A 17,415-nucleotide genomic window follows, 5' to 3' on the forward strand; every position below is an offset into this window, starting at 1 on the left:
TTTAATTTTGACGGTAAACTTGTACGCGGAATTGTAAAATATCAATAGGTGTTACTACCATTTTTGGGTAAATATTGCCTAGCAATTGTTCAACAATAACTACTTCCTTAAATTCCAAATTTAAGTAAGCATTAATACACTCTTGCAAGGTTTTACTTTTCTCAACCAAACATAATTTAGTTACAGGTTTCATTATTTCCGATAAAGATATACCCATTAAACTAAAATACATGGGATGAGTCAGTGTTGTCACCTGCTTTTTATCAACCATTCCTAGCAAATTGCCATCGCGATCGCAGATAGTTATATGCTCTATCGGCAAATATTTCATCGCAAATCGGGCTTGAGCTAGGGTATCTGATGGTAGTAGAGTATATGGTTGTTCCATACCACTCGCTTCCGGTAACGCTAAAAAGCGTTCGGCTTTCAATTGACAAAATTTTTGATTAGATTTAATGTGACTTAAGATGCTTTCGGGAGAAGCTACGCCATAAACTGTTTCGTCCTCATTGATAATAGGTAAAACTCTGATTGCTGAAGTTGATTTATAGGATTCCACTAATTTATCGATCGCATAAATGAGCCTCTGATTTTTAGAAGTATAAGGCTGGATTTTTTCTAGTTTAAATACCTCTTTTATCTGCTTTTTTAAACTATTAACCACTTCCTCATTTAACTGTTTGCGAAGTTTAGGGGGTTTAATTCTAAACTTAACAGGTACATCTAAAGCTGGCGGTGGTAATGATCGTAAAATTGATAAGTCAGTTAGGATACCCGCAAATTTTTTATCCTCATCTACAATAACAATTTCACTCGCATTTTGCAGAGTAACTAAAGCTAATGCTTCTGCTACTGTATCTGTATCTTTTAAGATACAAAAATCATTGGTTATGACCTTCGTATCTTCTATACTTCCATCGCTATTTTCCATGATTTTTCAACGATTACATATAAGTTACAGATTGAGATAATTTTTGAATCGCTTTCCAGTCATCACTATTTGTGATTTTACCATCATTATAGTAGGTAACTATAAAGTCTATTAAATTTCGATTTTCTAAGAATTGTGCAAATATTGGATGTTTGTTCGTAGACTTGATTAAATTATCTATGCCAATATCTATGCTATCATCTGTTCCACATTCCTTTTGCCAAGCACTGTATATTTGATCCATAAGTTGATGATTGTTAGCTAAACGATCGTAAAAATCAGGAAAATTTAACTGAAGTAAAATTATTTTGCAAAATTTATACTTGTCATCAGTATTCCAGTCTATTTTTTTATTTTCAAGTATGCTTCGATGATCGTCGGTTAATCGGGGTTGTGCGAGCTTATCAGCAATCGTCGAGTTGTGTTTTTTTACAATCTCTTGAATCATATAAAAAGCCGTAATAAATTGTTGCATTTTACGGATATTTGAATTAGTCGCTTTAGAAATCATCCCCCATATTTTTTCATCATTACTATACTGAGCAGTTAAAGAACCTTGAAGCAGTCTATCTTTAACTTCATCTCGATTTTTATCAGATAGAAAAAAGTTAAGATTGATTATTTTTTCTATATATTCCCTACCAGTAATACCAAGCTCTTTAGGGTATCTTTGTCCCACCGCTTGCTCAATAATTCTTTTATCAAGTCCAATGACAAAGATACAGTTAGACTGATCTAAATGCAATTTCAAGCATTCTAGGACAGATAAAGCATTTTCTGGTAAGCAACGATCCAAATCATCAATAAATATCATCAATCTACCATCGTTACCCACATAACTTTGCACTGCATTTTTAAAGACATTTTCAAAGTTGTTGATAAATTGATAAGGATTAATGAGGTGAGGTTTTCCATCGGGATTAGCCCACATTTCTAATTCTTTAGCTATGTCTTGTGTATTAACAAGACCTGCTGTTTGAACATTAATATATCCTCTGGCTAAAATGCCAGCTAATTTTAAAGCGCAAACTGAATAGGTTAAAGCCGCTTTTGTAATATTCTTGCGCTCTTCTACATTAATACTTGTGTCTTCACATATTTGACTGAGAATAGTCTGGATTATGGCATTTTTAATGTCCTGTTTATCGTCATATTTCCAAGCATTAAACCAAACCGTTTTATATTTTTGGGCAGAACGAGTTCCTAATTGTTCAAAGTCACTTCTCATTCGTGCCATGAGGCTGGTTTTGCCGCTCCCCCAAGAACCAAAAATACCAATGGTAAAAGCACTTTCTTTATGATATTGATTTTGCATCAAAATACGATGTCGTTCTTGTTCCGAAAGTGGTTGTGTAGCCTCGATCGCCATATTACACAGTAATTCTGCGTAAATATCATAATTAAGCTCACTGCTACTTCCTGGGCCACCACGAATGATATTTCTATCAACTTGATTAAAAGACATAACTTGTGTACTCCTTGATTTATCAATTAAAGGACTTACCCAGTACGAAAAACATGGGTTTGAGATGGCGACGCACAGCGAACAATGACAGAATTACGCTAGGTATGCGTAAGTCTTGAATTAGGACTTAGTGGGCTTTTTTACTTCTGACAAAACTTCTTTAATTGCTGATGTAACTGCCTCTTTAGACATAAACCCGTTGATGGTTTCTAGCAACAACCACTCACTATATAAGTTGATTAAAGGTGCAGTTTCTTCCTGAAAAATTTGGATGCGTCGCCGAATAACTTCTGGAGTATCATCTGTACGATTTTCCTTAATGGCCCTCTTTCTCAGTCGCTGAACTAAAACTGAGTCTGGTACATCAAAATTGATAACACAATCACAACTTGGCCGATCTAAATCCCTTAATAATTTGTCTAAAGCTCCTACTTGAGCGACGTTCCGAGGAAATCCGTCTAATATCCAACCTGGTGTTGCTTCTTTTTTAGTTAATTGTTCTTTTACAATATCTAGCACAATGCTATCAGGGACTAATGATCCTTTATCTATATAAGATTGTGCTTTTTGGCCTATCTCAGTTTTGTTTTTTCGCTCCTCGCGCAGTAGTTCGCCGGTTGAAATGTGATGAATCCCGAAGTTCTTGGCTACGATCGCAGCTTGAGTGCCTTTGCCTGCGCCATTCGGGCCTAAAAATATAATTCGCATACTTTTTATGATTCAACTGTTGGATAAGCTAGGATTGTTTTGTTGATAACGAACTTAAAGCTAACAAAGACTACCAAATTACCCTATCATTACATTAGCATTTTCCCAAAGCACTAGAAACGGTCACAAAAAAATATGACCAGAAGCATGAAAGACCAATGTAATATCTACCTTAAAACAAAAAATAATCATCCGCAACTATGGAACATTATCAATTTATGCTACCATTACGTTAGCAATTTCCACCAAGACTAAAAATGGTTACACGAAAACCTACTAGAAAGGATCTATTTGCCGAAGCTGCCCAAACTTGGGACTTGAATCGCATCTATGAACTATTTACCGAAGCTAAACGCCGCATTTTCCCCAACGCCCGCCAAGGGCTCACTGATACAGAAAAATTATATTTGCGTGGTCTTTTGTGCAATTTCAGCCCTAGTGATATTGCGCGTCAATTGTCGAAAAGTGCTAGGGGGGCTGAGGTTTATATGTGCAAAACTCTCTATCAATATTTTAAGGGTATTCCTGAAACTCCTAGTGATGATGTTGGTAATTGGCGCAATGTTCATCAATGGTTGGATAAAGCTGGTTATAAAGTAGATTTATCGGGTGATTCTACTGTCGGTAGGTCTTTACCAAAAGACGCTAAAATACATATAACTGATATTAATTTTTTTAATGACAATAATAATGCAACAATTTCTATAGATATCAATATTAAGTTATCGTTTCCTTCAGATGTGACAAATCAAGGTGAGGATAAAATAGCAAATGATTAAAGATAAATTTAGGAAAACAACGTGAAACAGGCTACATTTAAAGGGTTTGGGGAACGCCAAAAATGAGAATGATACCAAATCCGGTCTTGTTACCCCCTGTATGATTCGGCGGTTGAAACCGCTACTACAAAAACGAAGTCCGCCTCCGCAGACTAAGAAATAAACGGGGTTTTTAACTCGGATTTGATATGAAACAGCCTTGGAGTAAAAAAGGGGATTTGGTATAACTAATCCGACTTTTCCCCAGACACCAAAATTCCGATCGTGAAATCGTAATTTTTTTAACAATGTGTGGGCTTTTCTGGTTTCTCGATCGGCAAATTTGTGCGAAAATTTCCTAGCCCCGGTTAAATTTGAAACGTCCAAAAGTGGGGACGATCGACCGCAGCGACTGGCTACGAGGTTCTCGCACCAAAACCAAAGGCAGCAAGCCTACCAACCGCACAGCAGCCGAGAGGGCAAACAGTGAACCCAAACTCATGCCCGGAAGTTCGGCAAGAAAGCCGCCGACGGTAGTTCCCAAAGCCCCAGCTACTCCCGCAACCGCTGCGGCGATCGCAAAATAAGTCGAAGGTTGCTCGATCGACGCTATCTCCATTTGAATATTGTTAGTACACAGCCCGATCGCCCCTAAAGTCGTTCCCCCCAGCAAGTGCAGCAGCGGCAGCCACACCCACACCGCAAACGGGTAATTCCCCGTACCCAACCACAGCAAAGGCGTTAGGGCCACCACCAGCCCAACCGCAATTAGCAGGGGGCGATTTCCCCAGCGATCGGCCAACTTACCCCAAAACATCAGCAGCAGTAGATTTGCGCCGGAACTCAAGCTGGTGTAAATCGTTACCAAACTCACATCCAAGCTTAAATCTTTCAGCAGGTAGATATTAAAAAAAGGCGCGCTGAGATTAATAGCAAATGTCCACACACTGAAGTAAAGAATAAACATTAAAAAATTATAATCTTTCAGCACAGAAGGCACAAAATCTGTTATTTTTTTTGCTTTTTTCTCTGTAAGTCGATCGCTCTGTGTATCTTTTTTGTATACCTGGGGATTCACATCAACCATGAAGGATTGACAGCCCAAACTAATCATTCCCGCCAAAACACCCACCAATAAAACAATACCGTAGCCCACAATTGGACCGCCGTCCCAAGTTGACACTCCCAATCCCATCAACGGCACTCCCAGCAAAGTGATGAGGCTGACAGCACTGTTGCGAAAGCCAAAATAGCGTCCCCGCAAGCGCTGAGGAACCACAGCAGCCATCCAACTGAACCAGCTAGAATTGGCAAAAGCTGCCAGCACGCTAGCTGCTACGACTGTTACCAGTGTCCAGTGCAGCAGTTGGTGGGGATCTGCGTGCTGGGAACCCCAAACAATTGCCACCGCCAGTACCAGCCACAGCAGCCGCGAAACGCCGAAGACAAATAGGTTGTACCAGCGGCGGCTGGTTGTCTGATCAGCGATGTAGGCTCCTAATGGTTGCAGGAGATTTACCACCATCGGAATAGCAGAGAATATACCTATTTCCACGCTACTCGCACCGAGTTGCAGCAAGAAGTTGCTCAGCAGCACGCCGGTGGTCGCCGACTCGAAGATAGTGGCAAAAACGCCGTCTAGAGTTGAGGCTTTCAGGGTCGATCGAACGTCTTTTTTGGAAAATTTGATATCTGTTTTTGGAGATAAAACGAGCTGAGATATTTGATTGTCTAGTATTTCAGGAGTCGGAAGAGATAGAGGTTCATTTAACTCTGCAACTGGTTCAAACATAAGTAATAGGATTTTAGTCGTAGATTAAAGAATTGCCCAATCCTGGTGTGGCAAGGGTTTGAGGCTGGCCGATCGTTAAATTATTTTTCACGCGCAGGTGTCAATAAAATTTAATCTTTATGCTCAAAATTTCTGAGCTAGCCTCTTAAGATAAAACCAGCCCAGCCTTCAAGGTGTGAGCTTGAAAGCTAGACTGGCACTTCCGGGTAATGGTTATTAATATAGATGGCAAGCGATCGCTGGGACATCAACCGCTTGGGAGATTTGACACTCCCCAGCCTAAAGGCGTAGGGATTCTTAATTCATCGACTGACCTTTAAGCGCTATGTCCTTTCGGCACTTCTTAAACCTTTCAACCGTACAAAATACCAATTGACGAGTTCAACTCACAGCAACCCCAGAGGGTCTATCTCCAAAAGCGTACTAGGATATTTACCTAGAGTTGGGGTATGCCCTACCCTACTTAACAACACTAAATAGTTTGTTTCTGTGGTTAAAGGAACTGTGTTAAGCCCCTAGCTGTTTAGAGAGTTTTCGCCGCTCTTTGTCCCCCGGTTTACGCCTGAAAGTGTGTCGTTAACTGTTTTTATGCACTCCGGGCGCAGGAGTCTAACCTTGACAACTCTAGTATACTAGAAATTTCCTGACTTTTAGGAAGGGATTTAAGAAATTAAAGCCGTCCTAGAAGGACAGGGTTTTAGACCCAATTTCCTTGATAAATTTGCCAGTTGTAAAAAAGTAGGTTTTAGGGCTTAACAAGGAAGCGATCGCAGCATTTCGCCTGCCAAAAATAGCTCGAGTTCGGCCTCAAACAACTCCTCCCAAGGGCCAAAACAATTTTCGCCCCAGATCCTCGACTCGGCTCTCAAACCTTTACGGCTAGCTAAATATTGTGAAAAGCGCCCGCACCGGCCCGTAAGCCTTCGGAGTCGGTTGTTGGCGATCCTCTAGGAGAGTTCCGCTAACGCACCTCAACAAAAGTGTGGCTGCGATCGGCAACTGGCAGGACAAAATTATCACTTGACAAAATTTACGCTAACTGATAATAATAGCAAACCCTAGAATTAAACTTAAATGTTTGAGGGCTATCAGTGCTAAGGCGTGATGTCGATCGCCCGCAAACTTACAGATTTCTGCATTTGATCGTGACTAAAACTCAACCTTTATCGGGGTATACGTTGCCAGTATTTGCCTGTGCGGCTGCACTTGCAGCTTTGCGGTGCTTGCGTGAGGGTATTCAGTCTCTAGATAGCGTATCAGTAAATTTACTGGAACCGCAAATAACGGCAGAAATTCCGATCGAACAGGCGTCTGTACTCAAAACTGGTACGGCTTTAGGCGTGACTCGCTCCGATCCGGGGGACAATCTCGATCTGACTCGCAATACCCCCGTTTGGGCAATGGTGGAATTGGGGAATTGGGAAGAGGGAGAGAGGGAGAGAGAGGGAGAGAATCGGGGAGAGGGAGAGCAGATTGTGATTCTCGGCGGTGAAGGTATAGGGCGTCACACAGTCGGTGGAGGGGCGGCGATCTATGATTACGCAATGCGGCTGCTGCGATCGAATCTGAGCCTAGACCTCGCACCGTCCGAAAAAATTACTGTCACCCTGATTCTGCCGTCAGGGCGCCAACTAGCCACCCGCACTTCTAACGAAGCTTTCGGCGTGGTAGAAGGACTTTCGCTGCTGGGTACAACTGGCATTTCTCAACCGCTGAGTGCCCCTGGACAGTTGGAAGTTTACCGCGAACAACTGCAACAAAAAGCCGAACTGTTTGACTGTTTGGTTTTTTGCATCGGCGAAAACGGCTTGGATTTAGCGCGACAACTGGGGATTAATCCTGATAGGCTCGTCAAAACCGCTAACTGGCTCGGCCCGCTGCTGGTAGAAGCAGGATATCAGGGCGTGCAGTCAATTTTGCTGTTTGGCTATCACGGGAAACTGATGAAATTGGCGGCGGGGATTTTTCACACTCACCACCACCTCGCTGACGGGCGCAGGGAAATTCTCACAGCTTACTGTGCTAAAGCTGGAATGCCCGCCGATGCGTGTTCCGCAATTTTTGCCGCAGCGACAGCCGAAGAGGCTCTTGGGCAACTGCGGGCTTTAGACGCCGAGTTTGGGAGCAATTGGGTCGATCGAATTTACGGCGACATCGCCCGACAAATAGACTTGCGCTCATCGGATTGCATTTTTACTCACACTAACTTGCAAATCCCCGTGGGCTCGGTCATGTTCGGGCGCGATCGCAAAATTATTGTTAAAAGTGATATAGGAGATACATTTTTGACTCAAATTTGTTAATCTAGTGTGAATATCCCTGAATTCTGTTTAAAACATCGCTCAGGGATAATATTTAACAAGTAATAATTCTTTGTCCCTAGACCTTAATTATACTAGGTTGCTTCGGGAAGTTATTTCTGAAGCAATAATTCTATTAATTAGGGTAAGGCTCGAAGTAAATCTATGCTTGCCCTGTACCCGATTAATCGACTAACATCGCTGACTGCAATCTAGTATGAATAAGATTTATTCCTAGCGACTAATGGTTCCTCGCCTTCCTTAGAATTGTACTGAGACCGCGACAGATACCTCCGCTACTTTCGACCCAATTAGCAATTAGCAATTACGCAATAACCGTGACTACTCAAATAAAAACTGAATCAGACCTCACAAACTCTTCTCTGGGGAAGATCGATCGCCAGATGATCGTGATTCTCGACTTCGGTTCGCAATATTCCGAACTGATTGCTCGTCGCATTCGCGAAACTCAAGTATATTCCGAAGTTATTTCTTACCGGACTACGGCAGAACAGTTAAAAGCTATCAATCCTAAAGGAATTATTCTTTCAGGAGGCCCGAGTTCTGTATACGATGAAAAAGCACCCCAATGCGACCCAGAAATTTGGAATTTGGGAATACCGGTGTTGGGAGTGTGTTACGGGATGCAGTTGATGGTAAAGCAGCTCGGAGGCACGGTTGAGCGCTCTAAATTAGCGGAATACGGCAAGGCATCGCTATTTATTGACGATCCTACGGACTTGCTGACAAATGTCGAAGAGGGCAGCACGATGTGGATGAGCCACGGAGACTCCTGTACTCAACTGCCGACGGGTTTTGAGATCCTCGCTCACACGGACAATACTCCGTCTGCTGCTGTTGCTAACCACGAGAAAAATTTGTACGGGGTTCAGTTTCACCCAGAAGTAGTTCACTCGATCGGGGGAATAGCTTTAATTCGCAATTTTGTTTACCACATTTGCGAGTGCGAACCGACTTGGACGACTGCTACTTTTGTGGAGGAATCGATTCGGGAAATTCGAGAGCTAGTCGGAGAGAAACGAGTTTTGCTGGCTCTATCCGGTGGTGTAGATTCTTCTACTTTGGCTTTCTTGCTGCACAAGGCGATCGGCGACCAACTTACCTGTATGTTTATCGACCAAGGGTTTATGCGGAAGTATGAACCAGAACGGTTGGTAAAATTATTTAAAGAGCAATTCCACATTGACGTTGAGTATGTGAATGCTCGCGAACGCTTTTTAGCTCAACTTGAAGGGATTACTGATCCTGAAGTAAAACGCAAGCGGATTGGTCACGAGTTTATCAACGTATTTGAAGAAGAATCGAAGCGTCTAGGCCCCTTCGACTACCTGGCACAAGGTACTCTTTATCCTGATGTGATTGAGTCGGCTGACACTAATGTAGACCCGAAAAGTGGCGAGCGAGTTGCTGTTAAAATTAAAAGCCACCACAACGTCGGCGGTTTGCCGAAAGATTTGCGATTTAAGCTGATTGAACCGCTGCGAAAACTGTTTAAGGATGAGGTGCGAAAAGTCGGCCGGTCGATCGGGCTTCCCGAAGAAATCGTCAACCGACAACCTTTCCCCGGCCCGGGATTGGCGATTCGGATCATAGGAGAAGTTACCGCAGAGAGACTAAATATTTTGCGGGATGCTGACTTCATTGTTCGCCAAGAAATTAATCGGCACGGATTGTACGGTGAACTTTGGCAAGCTTTTGCAGTTTTGCTGCCGATTCGCAGTGTAGGCGTGATGGGCGATCAGCGCACTTATGCTTACCCGATCGTCTTGCGATTTATTAAGAGTGAAGACGGGATGACGGCTGATTGGGCGCGGGTTCCTTACGATTTGTTGGAACTGATCTCGAATCGGATTGTGAATGAGGTTAAGGGGGTCAACCGGGTGGTTTACGATATTACTTCTAAGCCACCGGGAACGATCGAGTGGGAGTGATTTGTAGTTAGCGATTAGGTAGGCGGACTAATTTTTTGTCTGTCTACTTATTTTGATTTTGGATAAAAGGGCGATTCCCCATATTCCGCCCTTTGACTCTCACATTTAGGTATTTTTGACCAAGCCATGAGGTTTGCGTCAATTTTGAGGGAATTCCCAGTCAACAGTGGCTCAAAGGGCAGAATGTGGGTTCTAATTGTTCCAGCGCTGCATTGGTTTCAATGTTGTGACTTCGATCACTGGTAACACGGACTTGGTTCACCGAAGATTTTCAGTATTATCACGGAAAAAAACCAGCACCATCACTTGCTCTTAGGAGAAACCACGAGATGATTAAGGTGTCGAGTTCAAAACAATCCCATGTATCCAGTTAATCTTCTCCCCGGCGCTATCAACGAATTAATTGCCACTGTCACCGATACTCACCGCGTTACCAAGGCTGACCGCTACGGCATGATGGCCGCCATCCTCGATGAGTCCATCAGTGAAGAAGAACGTGGCTCACTCGATCGTCTGATTCGCTCCCTGGTCAAAGGTAGGATTCAAGTCAGTGATGAACTCTCCATCGTCTCGTAAGCAGAAAGCTCGTTAAGAACTCGACACTCTACAAGAGCTTTCGATTGGGAAAGTTTAAAGAAGTCACTGATACAATTTTCTAGAAAGAGCTTTTTGTATAATGCAGTTTTGACATAGACAATTAGCCCTTCCCGATGAATACGAAGAAACCGACCCCTGGTTTCGGCATCATCCGGCAACTGAACTTCCTGTTTGGGAGGATGCAGGAGGGCTGACACCCGTAGAAAAGCGGCATCTCTGTGGCTTGCTGTGCGGCTACAGCCCAGCCGAAATTGCGGTTTTTCTCAACAAACAAATCAAAGGTGTAGAAGTTGATTTGTCAAAAACTTTGTACAGATATATAGAATTATTGACAAATCGGCCCCGAAATGCTCTCAAAAATTGGAGAGATGCGATCGACTGGCTGGAAATAGCCGGATATAAAACGCAGCCAAAAACCTCAACCGGCGCCATATTAAAAGCTACTCTCCACCATTCAGACAGGATTTTGTCTGCGGCTATCAGTCCCGACGGACAATTCCTCGCAACGGGTTCTGAGGATAGTACAGTGAAAATTTGGAGTTTGCACAGCGGTGAACTGCGGCAGACGATTTTCGGACATTCAACAGCCGTGTTGCTAGTGGCTTTCAGTCCCGCCAGCAAAACGCTGCTGACACGATCGCGCGCGGGCACAGTCAAACTCTGGAACCTGCAAAACGGCGAACTGCTGAAGCGTTTGGCAGAGGTGCACCGCCACGAATCCGTCGCCGTTACGCCATGCCTGTGGGTTTTATCTAGGATCTATTGGTCATGACACCATAGCTATTCAGGCTTATCTGGGACACAAGAATATTCAACACACTATTTGCTACCCGGAGTTATCGCCAGACCCCTTCCAGAATTTCTGGCTCGACTGAAACTATTTTTGGTTCAAAATCTCTACAAATCAATGGTTTCAACTGCCTTGCTTTACAAAATTTTACAACCTGTCCTCTTTGGCGCGTATCCCGGCTGAACCCCATTGAGACTGTGGTTTAATTAATGTCTAAAAAGTTACCCAAATTTTTTTTGCTTCTTCTAAAAAGCTTTCACAGCAAAGGTTTTAGCCTATCTTGCCTCTGGTAACAGCTTCGCTAGCTCCTCGCCACCCTGCAATTTTCTTGACATCTTCCTTAAGGAGGAAGTATATTTGTTTATGTTGTAGTAATGCTACTTCGGTTTTTACTAATATCCCTCACTAGACTCTGATGATGAAAAATCTATACAGCTTGCCTTCCTTGACAATGAATTATTCAGTTCCAATGGCTAAAATCCTTCAGAGTTTAATGGTTGCTACGGCCTTAGCCTTACCACTATCCGTAATGACAGCAAAGAGTGTTTTAGCTGAAGCTTTGGGGTTTAATATTATTAACAAGACGGGTACTAATATAACAAAATTTTATACCAATCCCACAGGAATAGATAGTTGGGGGGAAGACATTCTTGGTATAGATATACTGAGACCTGGAGAATCTGCACTCATAACTATTCGCAACAGTCAGAATGTCTGTACTTACGATATCAAAGCTGTTTTTGATGATGGGGAAGAAATTATAAAATATAAAGTTGATCTTTGTACAATAGAAAACTATACGTTCACCGACTAATAACGCAAGTTGCTAGTTATACGAAGCGGTTTCCGAGCGCGTAGGGCCTGTCGTCGGGCGCTACGCGCTGTCAAGCTGTTCAATAAATCGCTATAAGATGCTTCGCTTGAGTCATTTAAACAATACAATTGGATATATAGCCTTTCTCACTAACATGAGGTGATCGTAAAGCATAGGGCATAGGACATAGGACTCGCCCCCATACCTCACCACGCTTGAGAACCGCTATGGGATTGCTGATTCTTGTAGTACAGTCGTTGCCACTGCTTTTTCTCTAGGCTTACCTACGGCAATTGTTGACTCAGATTCATTTCTCTTACTCCCTTTTTTTCATTTTACCTCTCTCTATATTCTTTGGGCGGGAAGGGAGTAAGGATCTGCAGATGAATTGTATGGAAATGGGACGGCGCCTTGTCATGAGTGTGGGTAATATTTATTCTGATGTCGCCAGATTTGATATAAAACTAAGGCCGATGGAGATACCCGAATTATTCCAAAAGTCGGGTATCTGAACCGCAGACTGACAATTTATATCGCCCTTTTAAGCAATAAAAATCAGCGTTCCCTTGCTCATTTCCAAAGTATCGCCCATTTGCATACCATTGTGAAAAGCACCCAAAATCACCTCGCTAGTTTTGCCAAAAGCGATCGCACCGCTAGCATCAATTCCAATTGCGCCAAAATCCCGTTGACGTTCGTCAGCTTCAGCAAAAGAACGCTCAAAAGCAGTTTTCAAACTCAAACCATCCGTTACCCGAATCACAATTCGCGCGGCCAAACACTCGTCCATAATGTGCTCGCCAATTCCCGTACAGCTTACCGCCGCACTCCCTGCCGCGTAATTTCCCGCCGGCATCGCCGAGTCACTAACCCGCCCAATCCGCTCAAAACCCTTGCCACCAGTCGAAGTCCCAGCAGCCAAGCGTCCATGCACATCCAAAGCTACGACTCCGATCGTACCCATACCGGCCGGTTCGGCAACCACATCAGCCATTGCTTTGCTAAAATTGCCTTGGCGTTCCTGCATCCACTCGTGCAAACGCAAATCCGTCATCGGATCGTAAATCGGCAATTGAAGTTCTCGCAGCAATTCCGCCGAACCAAAATCAGAGAGAACTCGATCGTCCGAATGCTGCAAAAATTGAGCAAGTTCGATCGGATGTTGAACGCGAGAAACATTAATCGCCCCGCTGAAACGCTGCATCAAACCGTCCATCAGCGAAGCACTCATCCGAATTTGACCGTCCGACTGCACTACAGAACCAGTACCGGCATTGAATCGCGGGTCATCTTCCAACAATTGGCAGCCCCGCACCACTGCATCTACGGCACTTGCACCGTCTTTCAGCAGCGGATAAACTTCCTCCAAAACATCGTAAAGCGATTTCCGCACCGCCTCAATTCCGCCTTTACTGTGTAGAGAACTGCCGGCACCGCCGTGAATAACTAGCTTTGGTTGCACTTGTTGCGATGCCATAATTTATAACCTAATAACCTAAAATTTTTCCTTTGCAATCTTAGCTTCGATCGAGCAACTTGCCCTAAATTCTTAATCTTGAGCCGCCAAACGGCGGCGACGACAACGTTCGGAGCAGTATTTGACCTCATTCCAGCAGTCGGCCCATTTTTTGCGCCAAGTAAAAGGTCGATCGCACACTGGGCACATTTTTGTCGGTAAATCAGATTTCGATCGCTGCTTAGCCATGCTAATTTGGAAAGTATATTACTAACTCACATCTTGTACCATTTTCAGGAACAGGCAAGATGCCTGTTCCACTCATAGTTGAATTTGATTGTGGAACAGGCATCTTGCGATTATGAACAGGCAAGATGCCTGTTCCACAACAGTTGAATTTGATTGTGGAACAAGCATTTTGCGATTATGAACAGGCAAGATGCCTGTTCCACTCATAGTTAAATTTGATTGTGGAACAGGCATCTTGCCTGTTGCTAAGGAAACAACCTGCATCTTGCCTGTTGCTGAGGCCTGTTCCACTCATAGTTAAATTTGATTGTGGAACAGGCATCTTGCCTGTTGCTAAGGAAAAACCTACTTTCTGCCAAACACCTCCCCAAATAAAAATGCTCGCAACGGCCGACGCCAACATCCGAATAGTCTTAGTCGAACCTGCAGGCCCATTGAATGTGGGTTCAGTGGCCCGCGTCATGAAAAATATGGGTTTGCACCAATTAGTTTTGGTAAATCCCCAATGCGATTATTTAGGGGAAGAAGCCCGACTGATGGCTGTTCGCGCCGCCGACATATTGGAAACGGCTAAAGTAGTCGAGAATTTGCCCGCTGCTTTGGTTGGGTGTGTCAGAGCGATCGCAACTACAGGGGATGATAGTCGATCGTTGCCAACACAACTAGAAGAACCCGCAGATGCCTTGCCTTGGCTCCTAGAAGCCCCCAGCGCCCTAATTTTCGGCCGAGAAGACTGCGGCTTAACCAATGCCGAATTAAACCGCGCTCAACGCCTGATCCGCATTCCCAGCAGCGATGCCTACACATCTCTAAATCTCGCCCAAGCCGTCGCTATCTGCTGTTACGAACTATACAAGTCAGTTGTCAGTTGTCAGTTGTCAGTTGTCAGTGGCCAGAAGGAATCGGCTCCCTTGGAAAATTTAGAGGGATATTACCAGCAACTAGAAACGCTGTTACTCAAAATAGGATATTTGCAGCCGCACACAGCAGCAAGCCGGATGGAAAAATTTCGGCGTTTGTACAACAGGGCTTATCCGACAGTGGATGAAGTCGCCATGCTGCGGGGCGTCCTCCGCCAAACAGAATGGGCAATCAAAAGTTACCCACGAGAGACAAATTCTGATACTCTGGATAGGGCGTTACCGGAAAATCCAACGGATAGCTAGCAGAAATGCTGATAATTGGGGATGTGAGATTGAGGATTTTTTTCACAGAGAAGTTTCCTGCACCCAGTTGTCACCTTCGTAACAGGGTTTCTTGACTAAAAACCTAAGCTTTGCGATAATTAGCGGGCCATAAACCCGGTTGCTGATACCATGCAGCGTCTGGGGTAAATCTAAAATCTAAAATCTAAAATCTAAAATTGATTGGCTGACAAGCTGAAAAATCTTAAACTTGAACTTTACATTAGTGATGAAGGAGTAAGACGTGGCAGAGCGGTTTCCCAAAGGATCGATATTATCGGTGATATCCTCGATATCCTCTCCCAACTCCGGCTCAAAGCAGCCTAAGTCCGGCAAAGCAAGTCAGTCTGGCAACTCCGGCCGCCGCCGCCCTCCCCAACCGCAAAACGGCAACCCAGAAATTCGATCGCCCGAACCTGCGACTGTGCCACCGCAACAAAGCCGCGGCAGCAGAATTGGAGCCAATTCTCCCACATCTTCGGAAGAATTTACTACACAAGACTTTTTATCCGATCCTCGATCGGCAATTAACCCCAGAAAACCCAGAACCAGCAAAACTCCACAGTCGAAGACTCGCCAACCACGCAAAAAAGGCCTCGCTGCTGTCGATATGTTCGAGTTTCCGAACCCGACTCTGGAGCGGGAAAATGTGAGTGCGATCGCCAGCAATCCCAACAACCAGCCCCCAACAGCCACTCCCCCTACCACCCGTGGAAGTCTTCCCAGTTCGCCCCCAGTTCGCATTCCAGACACGGTAATCCCCCCAGATGCCAAAAAACCCCCCGTGCCTAAACCGCGCCCACAAGCGAGCCAGAAGCCGGGTAAACGACCAGCATCTGCGAGCGTGCCGCCGTTGGTGTATGCTACTCGCTTGCTGATTTTGGGAGTTGGGATAGCGGTGATTGGCGGGACGCTGCTGTCGGTGGTAAATGCTGTGAGTCGAGCATCCACTGTAGCGACAGAAGAACAAACCAGCACAGGGCAGAACAACCCAGCCGATAGCGCATCTGCGGCACCTGCAGCCCCAGAAGTGCTGCAACTGAATCAAGAATTAGCGGCTTTGAAAACGCAAGTTCAGGTTTTAGCAACAGAAAATTCTAGTTTGACAGCCGGAATATTTCTAGTCGATTTAGATACTGGAAGCTACCTAAATTTTAATGGCGATACTGCTTTTGCTTCAGCTAGCACAATTAAAGTGCCAATTTTAGTAGCTTTTTTCCAAGCAGTCGATGAGGGCAAAGTGCAGTTAGATCAGATGCTGACTCTGAAGTCGGAACACATTGTCGGCGGTTCTGGGGATATGCAAGACGAATCTCCGGGCAAGAAGTATTCGGCTTTGGAAGTGGCCCAAAAGATGATTGTTGTCAGCGACAATACAGCGACAAATATGATGATTGAGTTGTTGGGAGGTGCTGAGGTTTTGAATCAGCATTTTGCAAATTGGGGTTTGAGTACCACGGTTCTGCGTAATAATTTGCCAGATTTGGAGGGAACTAATACTACCAGTCCGAAGGATTTGATTAATATCATAGCCCAGATCGATCGGGGTAATTTGGTATCGGTGAAATCGCGCGATCGCATTTTGCAAATCATGCGCCAAACTAGAAATGATTCTTTGCTGCCGAAAGGTTTAGGCGAAGGTTCAGTTATTGCTCACAAAACCGGAAACATTGATACACTGCTTGCGGATGCGGGGATGGTGGATTTGCCGAACGGTAAGCGTTATTTAGTGGCGGTGATGGTGAAGCATCCGCCGGAAACGGAAAAGCCAGCTCAAACATTGATTCGGGAGATTTCTCGGATGAGTTACCGCTATTTGTACGGTGGGGAAACGCCAGCCGATTCACAAGTGAAAATTAAAAATTGAAAATTTAACCGGGTTTTTTAGGGCAAGTGTTGTAGACTTTATCAAACTATAAATCAGTTTGTATTATGAAACTAAACATTCGACTTGCTTGTCTGGTAGCGCTTTCAACTTTAGCTGTTGGAGTCTCCCCCGCCTTGAGCAATCCTGCTCCTGAATATGAAACCGACGGCGTGACAGTGATTAACAATAATATCGAACTCAATCGGGCAAAAAACTTAGCCCGTCAAGCAGCAGAAATTGCTAATGGGGGTTTAGGCAACTATCGAGCTGAAGCTTCTATGCACGGTACTTCTAAGGAATCGCCGTTTGTTGACAATGGCGATGGAACTTGGACTTTTACTTTTAAGGGTAACAAGCCTGGTTCGTCTGTCTATACTGTAGAAACGGTTGTTACGGTTTCTCAAGATGGCCGAATCAGAGTTGATTATAATGGGCGAATCCGCGAGTCAAGCGGAATTTAACAATACTTCGGACTTATATAGCAATCCTAAATCATTCTCATAATTATTGTAGGGGCAATCCGACCCCTACTCCCCGTGGTTGCCCGATAGA

General features: G+C 44.3%; 17 protein-coding genes. 10 read left to right on the forward strand and 7 right to left on the reverse strand.

All coding sequences use genetic code 11. The features are described 5' to 3' along the window. Window position 1: 1 nt before the first annotated feature. The 3 genes from QUB35_RS30630 to QUB35_RS30640 all read right to left on the reverse strand — a co-directional run bounded on the left by QUB35_RS30630 (window position 2) and on the right by QUB35_RS30640 (window position 3,104). Window positions 2-931 carry a CBS domain-containing protein gene (locus QUB35_RS30630; protein ID WP_333145391.1) on the reverse strand — a complete coding sequence of 310 codons (930 nt, stop codon included), beginning with the start codon at window positions 929-931 and terminating at the stop codon, window positions 2-4. 13 nt (window positions 932-944) lie between these two features. Further along, window positions 945-2,396: a P-loop NTPase fold protein gene (locus QUB35_RS30635; protein ID WP_333145392.1), complete on the reverse strand. Its 1,452-nt coding sequence runs from the start codon at window positions 2,394-2,396 to the stop codon at window positions 945-947. Window positions 2,397-2,516: 120 nt separating this feature from the next. Then, window positions 2,517-3,104: an adenylate kinase gene (locus QUB35_RS30640; protein ID WP_333145393.1), complete on the reverse strand. Its 588-nt coding sequence runs from the start codon at window positions 3,102-3,104 to the stop codon at window positions 2,517-2,519. A 257-nt stretch (window positions 3,105-3,361) separates the two neighbouring features. On the opposite strand from QUB35_RS30640, the gene QUB35_RS30645 reads away from it, so the two are divergent. Next, the gene (locus QUB35_RS30645) at window positions 3,362-3,883 is read left to right on the forward strand and encodes a DNA-binding response regulator (RefSeq protein ID WP_333145394.1); all 522 of its coding nucleotides are present in this window, start codon (window positions 3,362-3,364) and stop codon (window positions 3,881-3,883) included. Between the two features lie 337 nt (window positions 3,884-4,220). Here QUB35_RS30645 and QUB35_RS30650 read toward each other — a convergent pair whose 3' ends face one another. Then, on the reverse strand, window positions 4,221-5,654 hold the full coding sequence (locus tag QUB35_RS30650) for an MFS transporter (RefSeq protein WP_333145395.1): 1,434 nt from the start codon (window positions 5,652-5,654) through the stop codon (window positions 4,221-4,223). Window positions 5,655-6,533: 879 nt separating this feature from the next. Further along, window positions 6,534-6,674 carry a hypothetical protein gene (locus QUB35_RS30655; protein ID WP_333108289.1) on the reverse strand — a complete coding sequence of 47 codons (141 nt, stop codon included), beginning with the start codon at window positions 6,672-6,674 and terminating at the stop codon, window positions 6,534-6,536. Window positions 6,675-6,799: 125 nt separating this feature from the next. Between QUB35_RS30655 and cbiD the strand changes: the two genes are divergently transcribed. The 5 genes from cbiD (at window position 6,800) to QUB35_RS30680 (ending at window position 12,107) form a co-directional block, all read left to right on the forward strand. After that, window positions 6,800-7,957, forward strand: a complete 1,158-nt coding sequence (gene cbiD, locus QUB35_RS30660) for a cobalt-precorrin-5B (C(1))-methyltransferase CbiD (RefSeq protein ID WP_333145404.1) — start codon at window positions 6,800-6,802, stop codon at window positions 7,955-7,957. Window positions 7,958-8,292: 335 nt separating this feature from the next. Then, window positions 8,293-9,906: a glutamine-hydrolyzing GMP synthase gene (gene guaA, locus QUB35_RS30665; protein WP_333145396.1), complete on the forward strand. Its 1,614-nt coding sequence runs from the start codon at window positions 8,293-8,295 to the stop codon at window positions 9,904-9,906. A gap of 360 nt (window positions 9,907-10,266) precedes the next feature. Further along, window positions 10,267-10,482, forward strand: coding sequence for a hypothetical protein (locus QUB35_RS30670; RefSeq protein WP_333054638.1), 216 nt, complete (start codon window positions 10,267-10,269; stop codon window positions 10,480-10,482). 244 nt (window positions 10,483-10,726) lie between these two features. Continuing rightward, window positions 10,727-11,275: a hypothetical protein gene (locus QUB35_RS30675; protein ID WP_333145397.1), complete on the forward strand. Its 549-nt coding sequence runs from the start codon at window positions 10,727-10,729 to the stop codon at window positions 11,273-11,275. A gap of 433 nt (window positions 11,276-11,708) precedes the next feature. Next, window positions 11,709-12,107 carry a hypothetical protein gene (locus tag QUB35_RS30680; protein ID WP_333145398.1) on the forward strand — a complete coding sequence of 133 codons (399 nt, stop codon included), beginning with the start codon at window positions 11,709-11,711 and terminating at the stop codon, window positions 12,105-12,107. Window positions 12,108-12,648: 541 nt separating this feature from the next. Here the strand turns inward: QUB35_RS30680 and QUB35_RS30685 are convergent. Together QUB35_RS30685 and QUB35_RS30690 are read right to left on the reverse strand one after the other, a co-directional pair. Next, on the reverse strand, window positions 12,649-13,584 hold the full coding sequence (locus tag QUB35_RS30685; protein WP_333145399.1) for an isoaspartyl peptidase/L-asparaginase: 936 nt from the start codon (window positions 13,582-13,584) through the stop codon (window positions 12,649-12,651). Between the two features lie 72 nt (window positions 13,585-13,656). Next, window positions 13,657-13,812, reverse strand: coding sequence for a DUF2256 domain-containing protein (locus QUB35_RS30690; RefSeq protein WP_333145400.1), 156 nt, complete (start codon window positions 13,810-13,812; stop codon window positions 13,657-13,659). 377 nt (window positions 13,813-14,189) lie between these two features. Here QUB35_RS30690 and QUB35_RS30695 point away from each other — a divergent pair, with 377 nt between their 5' ends. From QUB35_RS30695 to QUB35_RS30710, 4 genes are all read left to right on the forward strand, one after another. Next, on the forward strand, window positions 14,190-14,978 hold the full coding sequence (locus QUB35_RS30695) for an RNA methyltransferase (RefSeq protein WP_333145405.1): 789 nt from the start codon (window positions 14,190-14,192) through the stop codon (window positions 14,976-14,978). A gap of 201 nt (window positions 14,979-15,179) precedes the next feature. Further along, window positions 15,180-15,323: a hypothetical protein gene (locus QUB35_RS30700; RefSeq protein ID WP_333145401.1), complete on the forward strand. Its 144-nt coding sequence runs from the start codon at window positions 15,180-15,182 to the stop codon at window positions 15,321-15,323. Continuing rightward, window positions 15,277-16,863 (forward strand): serine hydrolase, encoded by a 1,587-nt coding sequence (locus QUB35_RS30705; RefSeq protein ID WP_333145402.1) that lies wholly within the window; start codon window positions 15,277-15,279, stop codon window positions 16,861-16,863. The genes QUB35_RS30700 and QUB35_RS30705 overlap by 47 nt, the downstream gene beginning before the upstream one ends. A gap of 65 nt (window positions 16,864-16,928) precedes the next feature. Further along, window positions 16,929-17,324: a hypothetical protein gene (locus QUB35_RS30710; RefSeq protein WP_333145403.1), complete on the forward strand. Its 396-nt coding sequence runs from the start codon at window positions 16,929-16,931 to the stop codon at window positions 17,322-17,324. The last annotated feature ends 91 nt before the right edge of the window (window positions 17,325-17,415 follow it).

The organism is Microcoleus sp. B13-B6 (assembly GCF_036705405.1).
Classification (GTDB): Bacteria; Cyanobacteriota; Cyanobacteriia; order Cyanobacteriales; family Microcoleaceae; genus Microcoleus.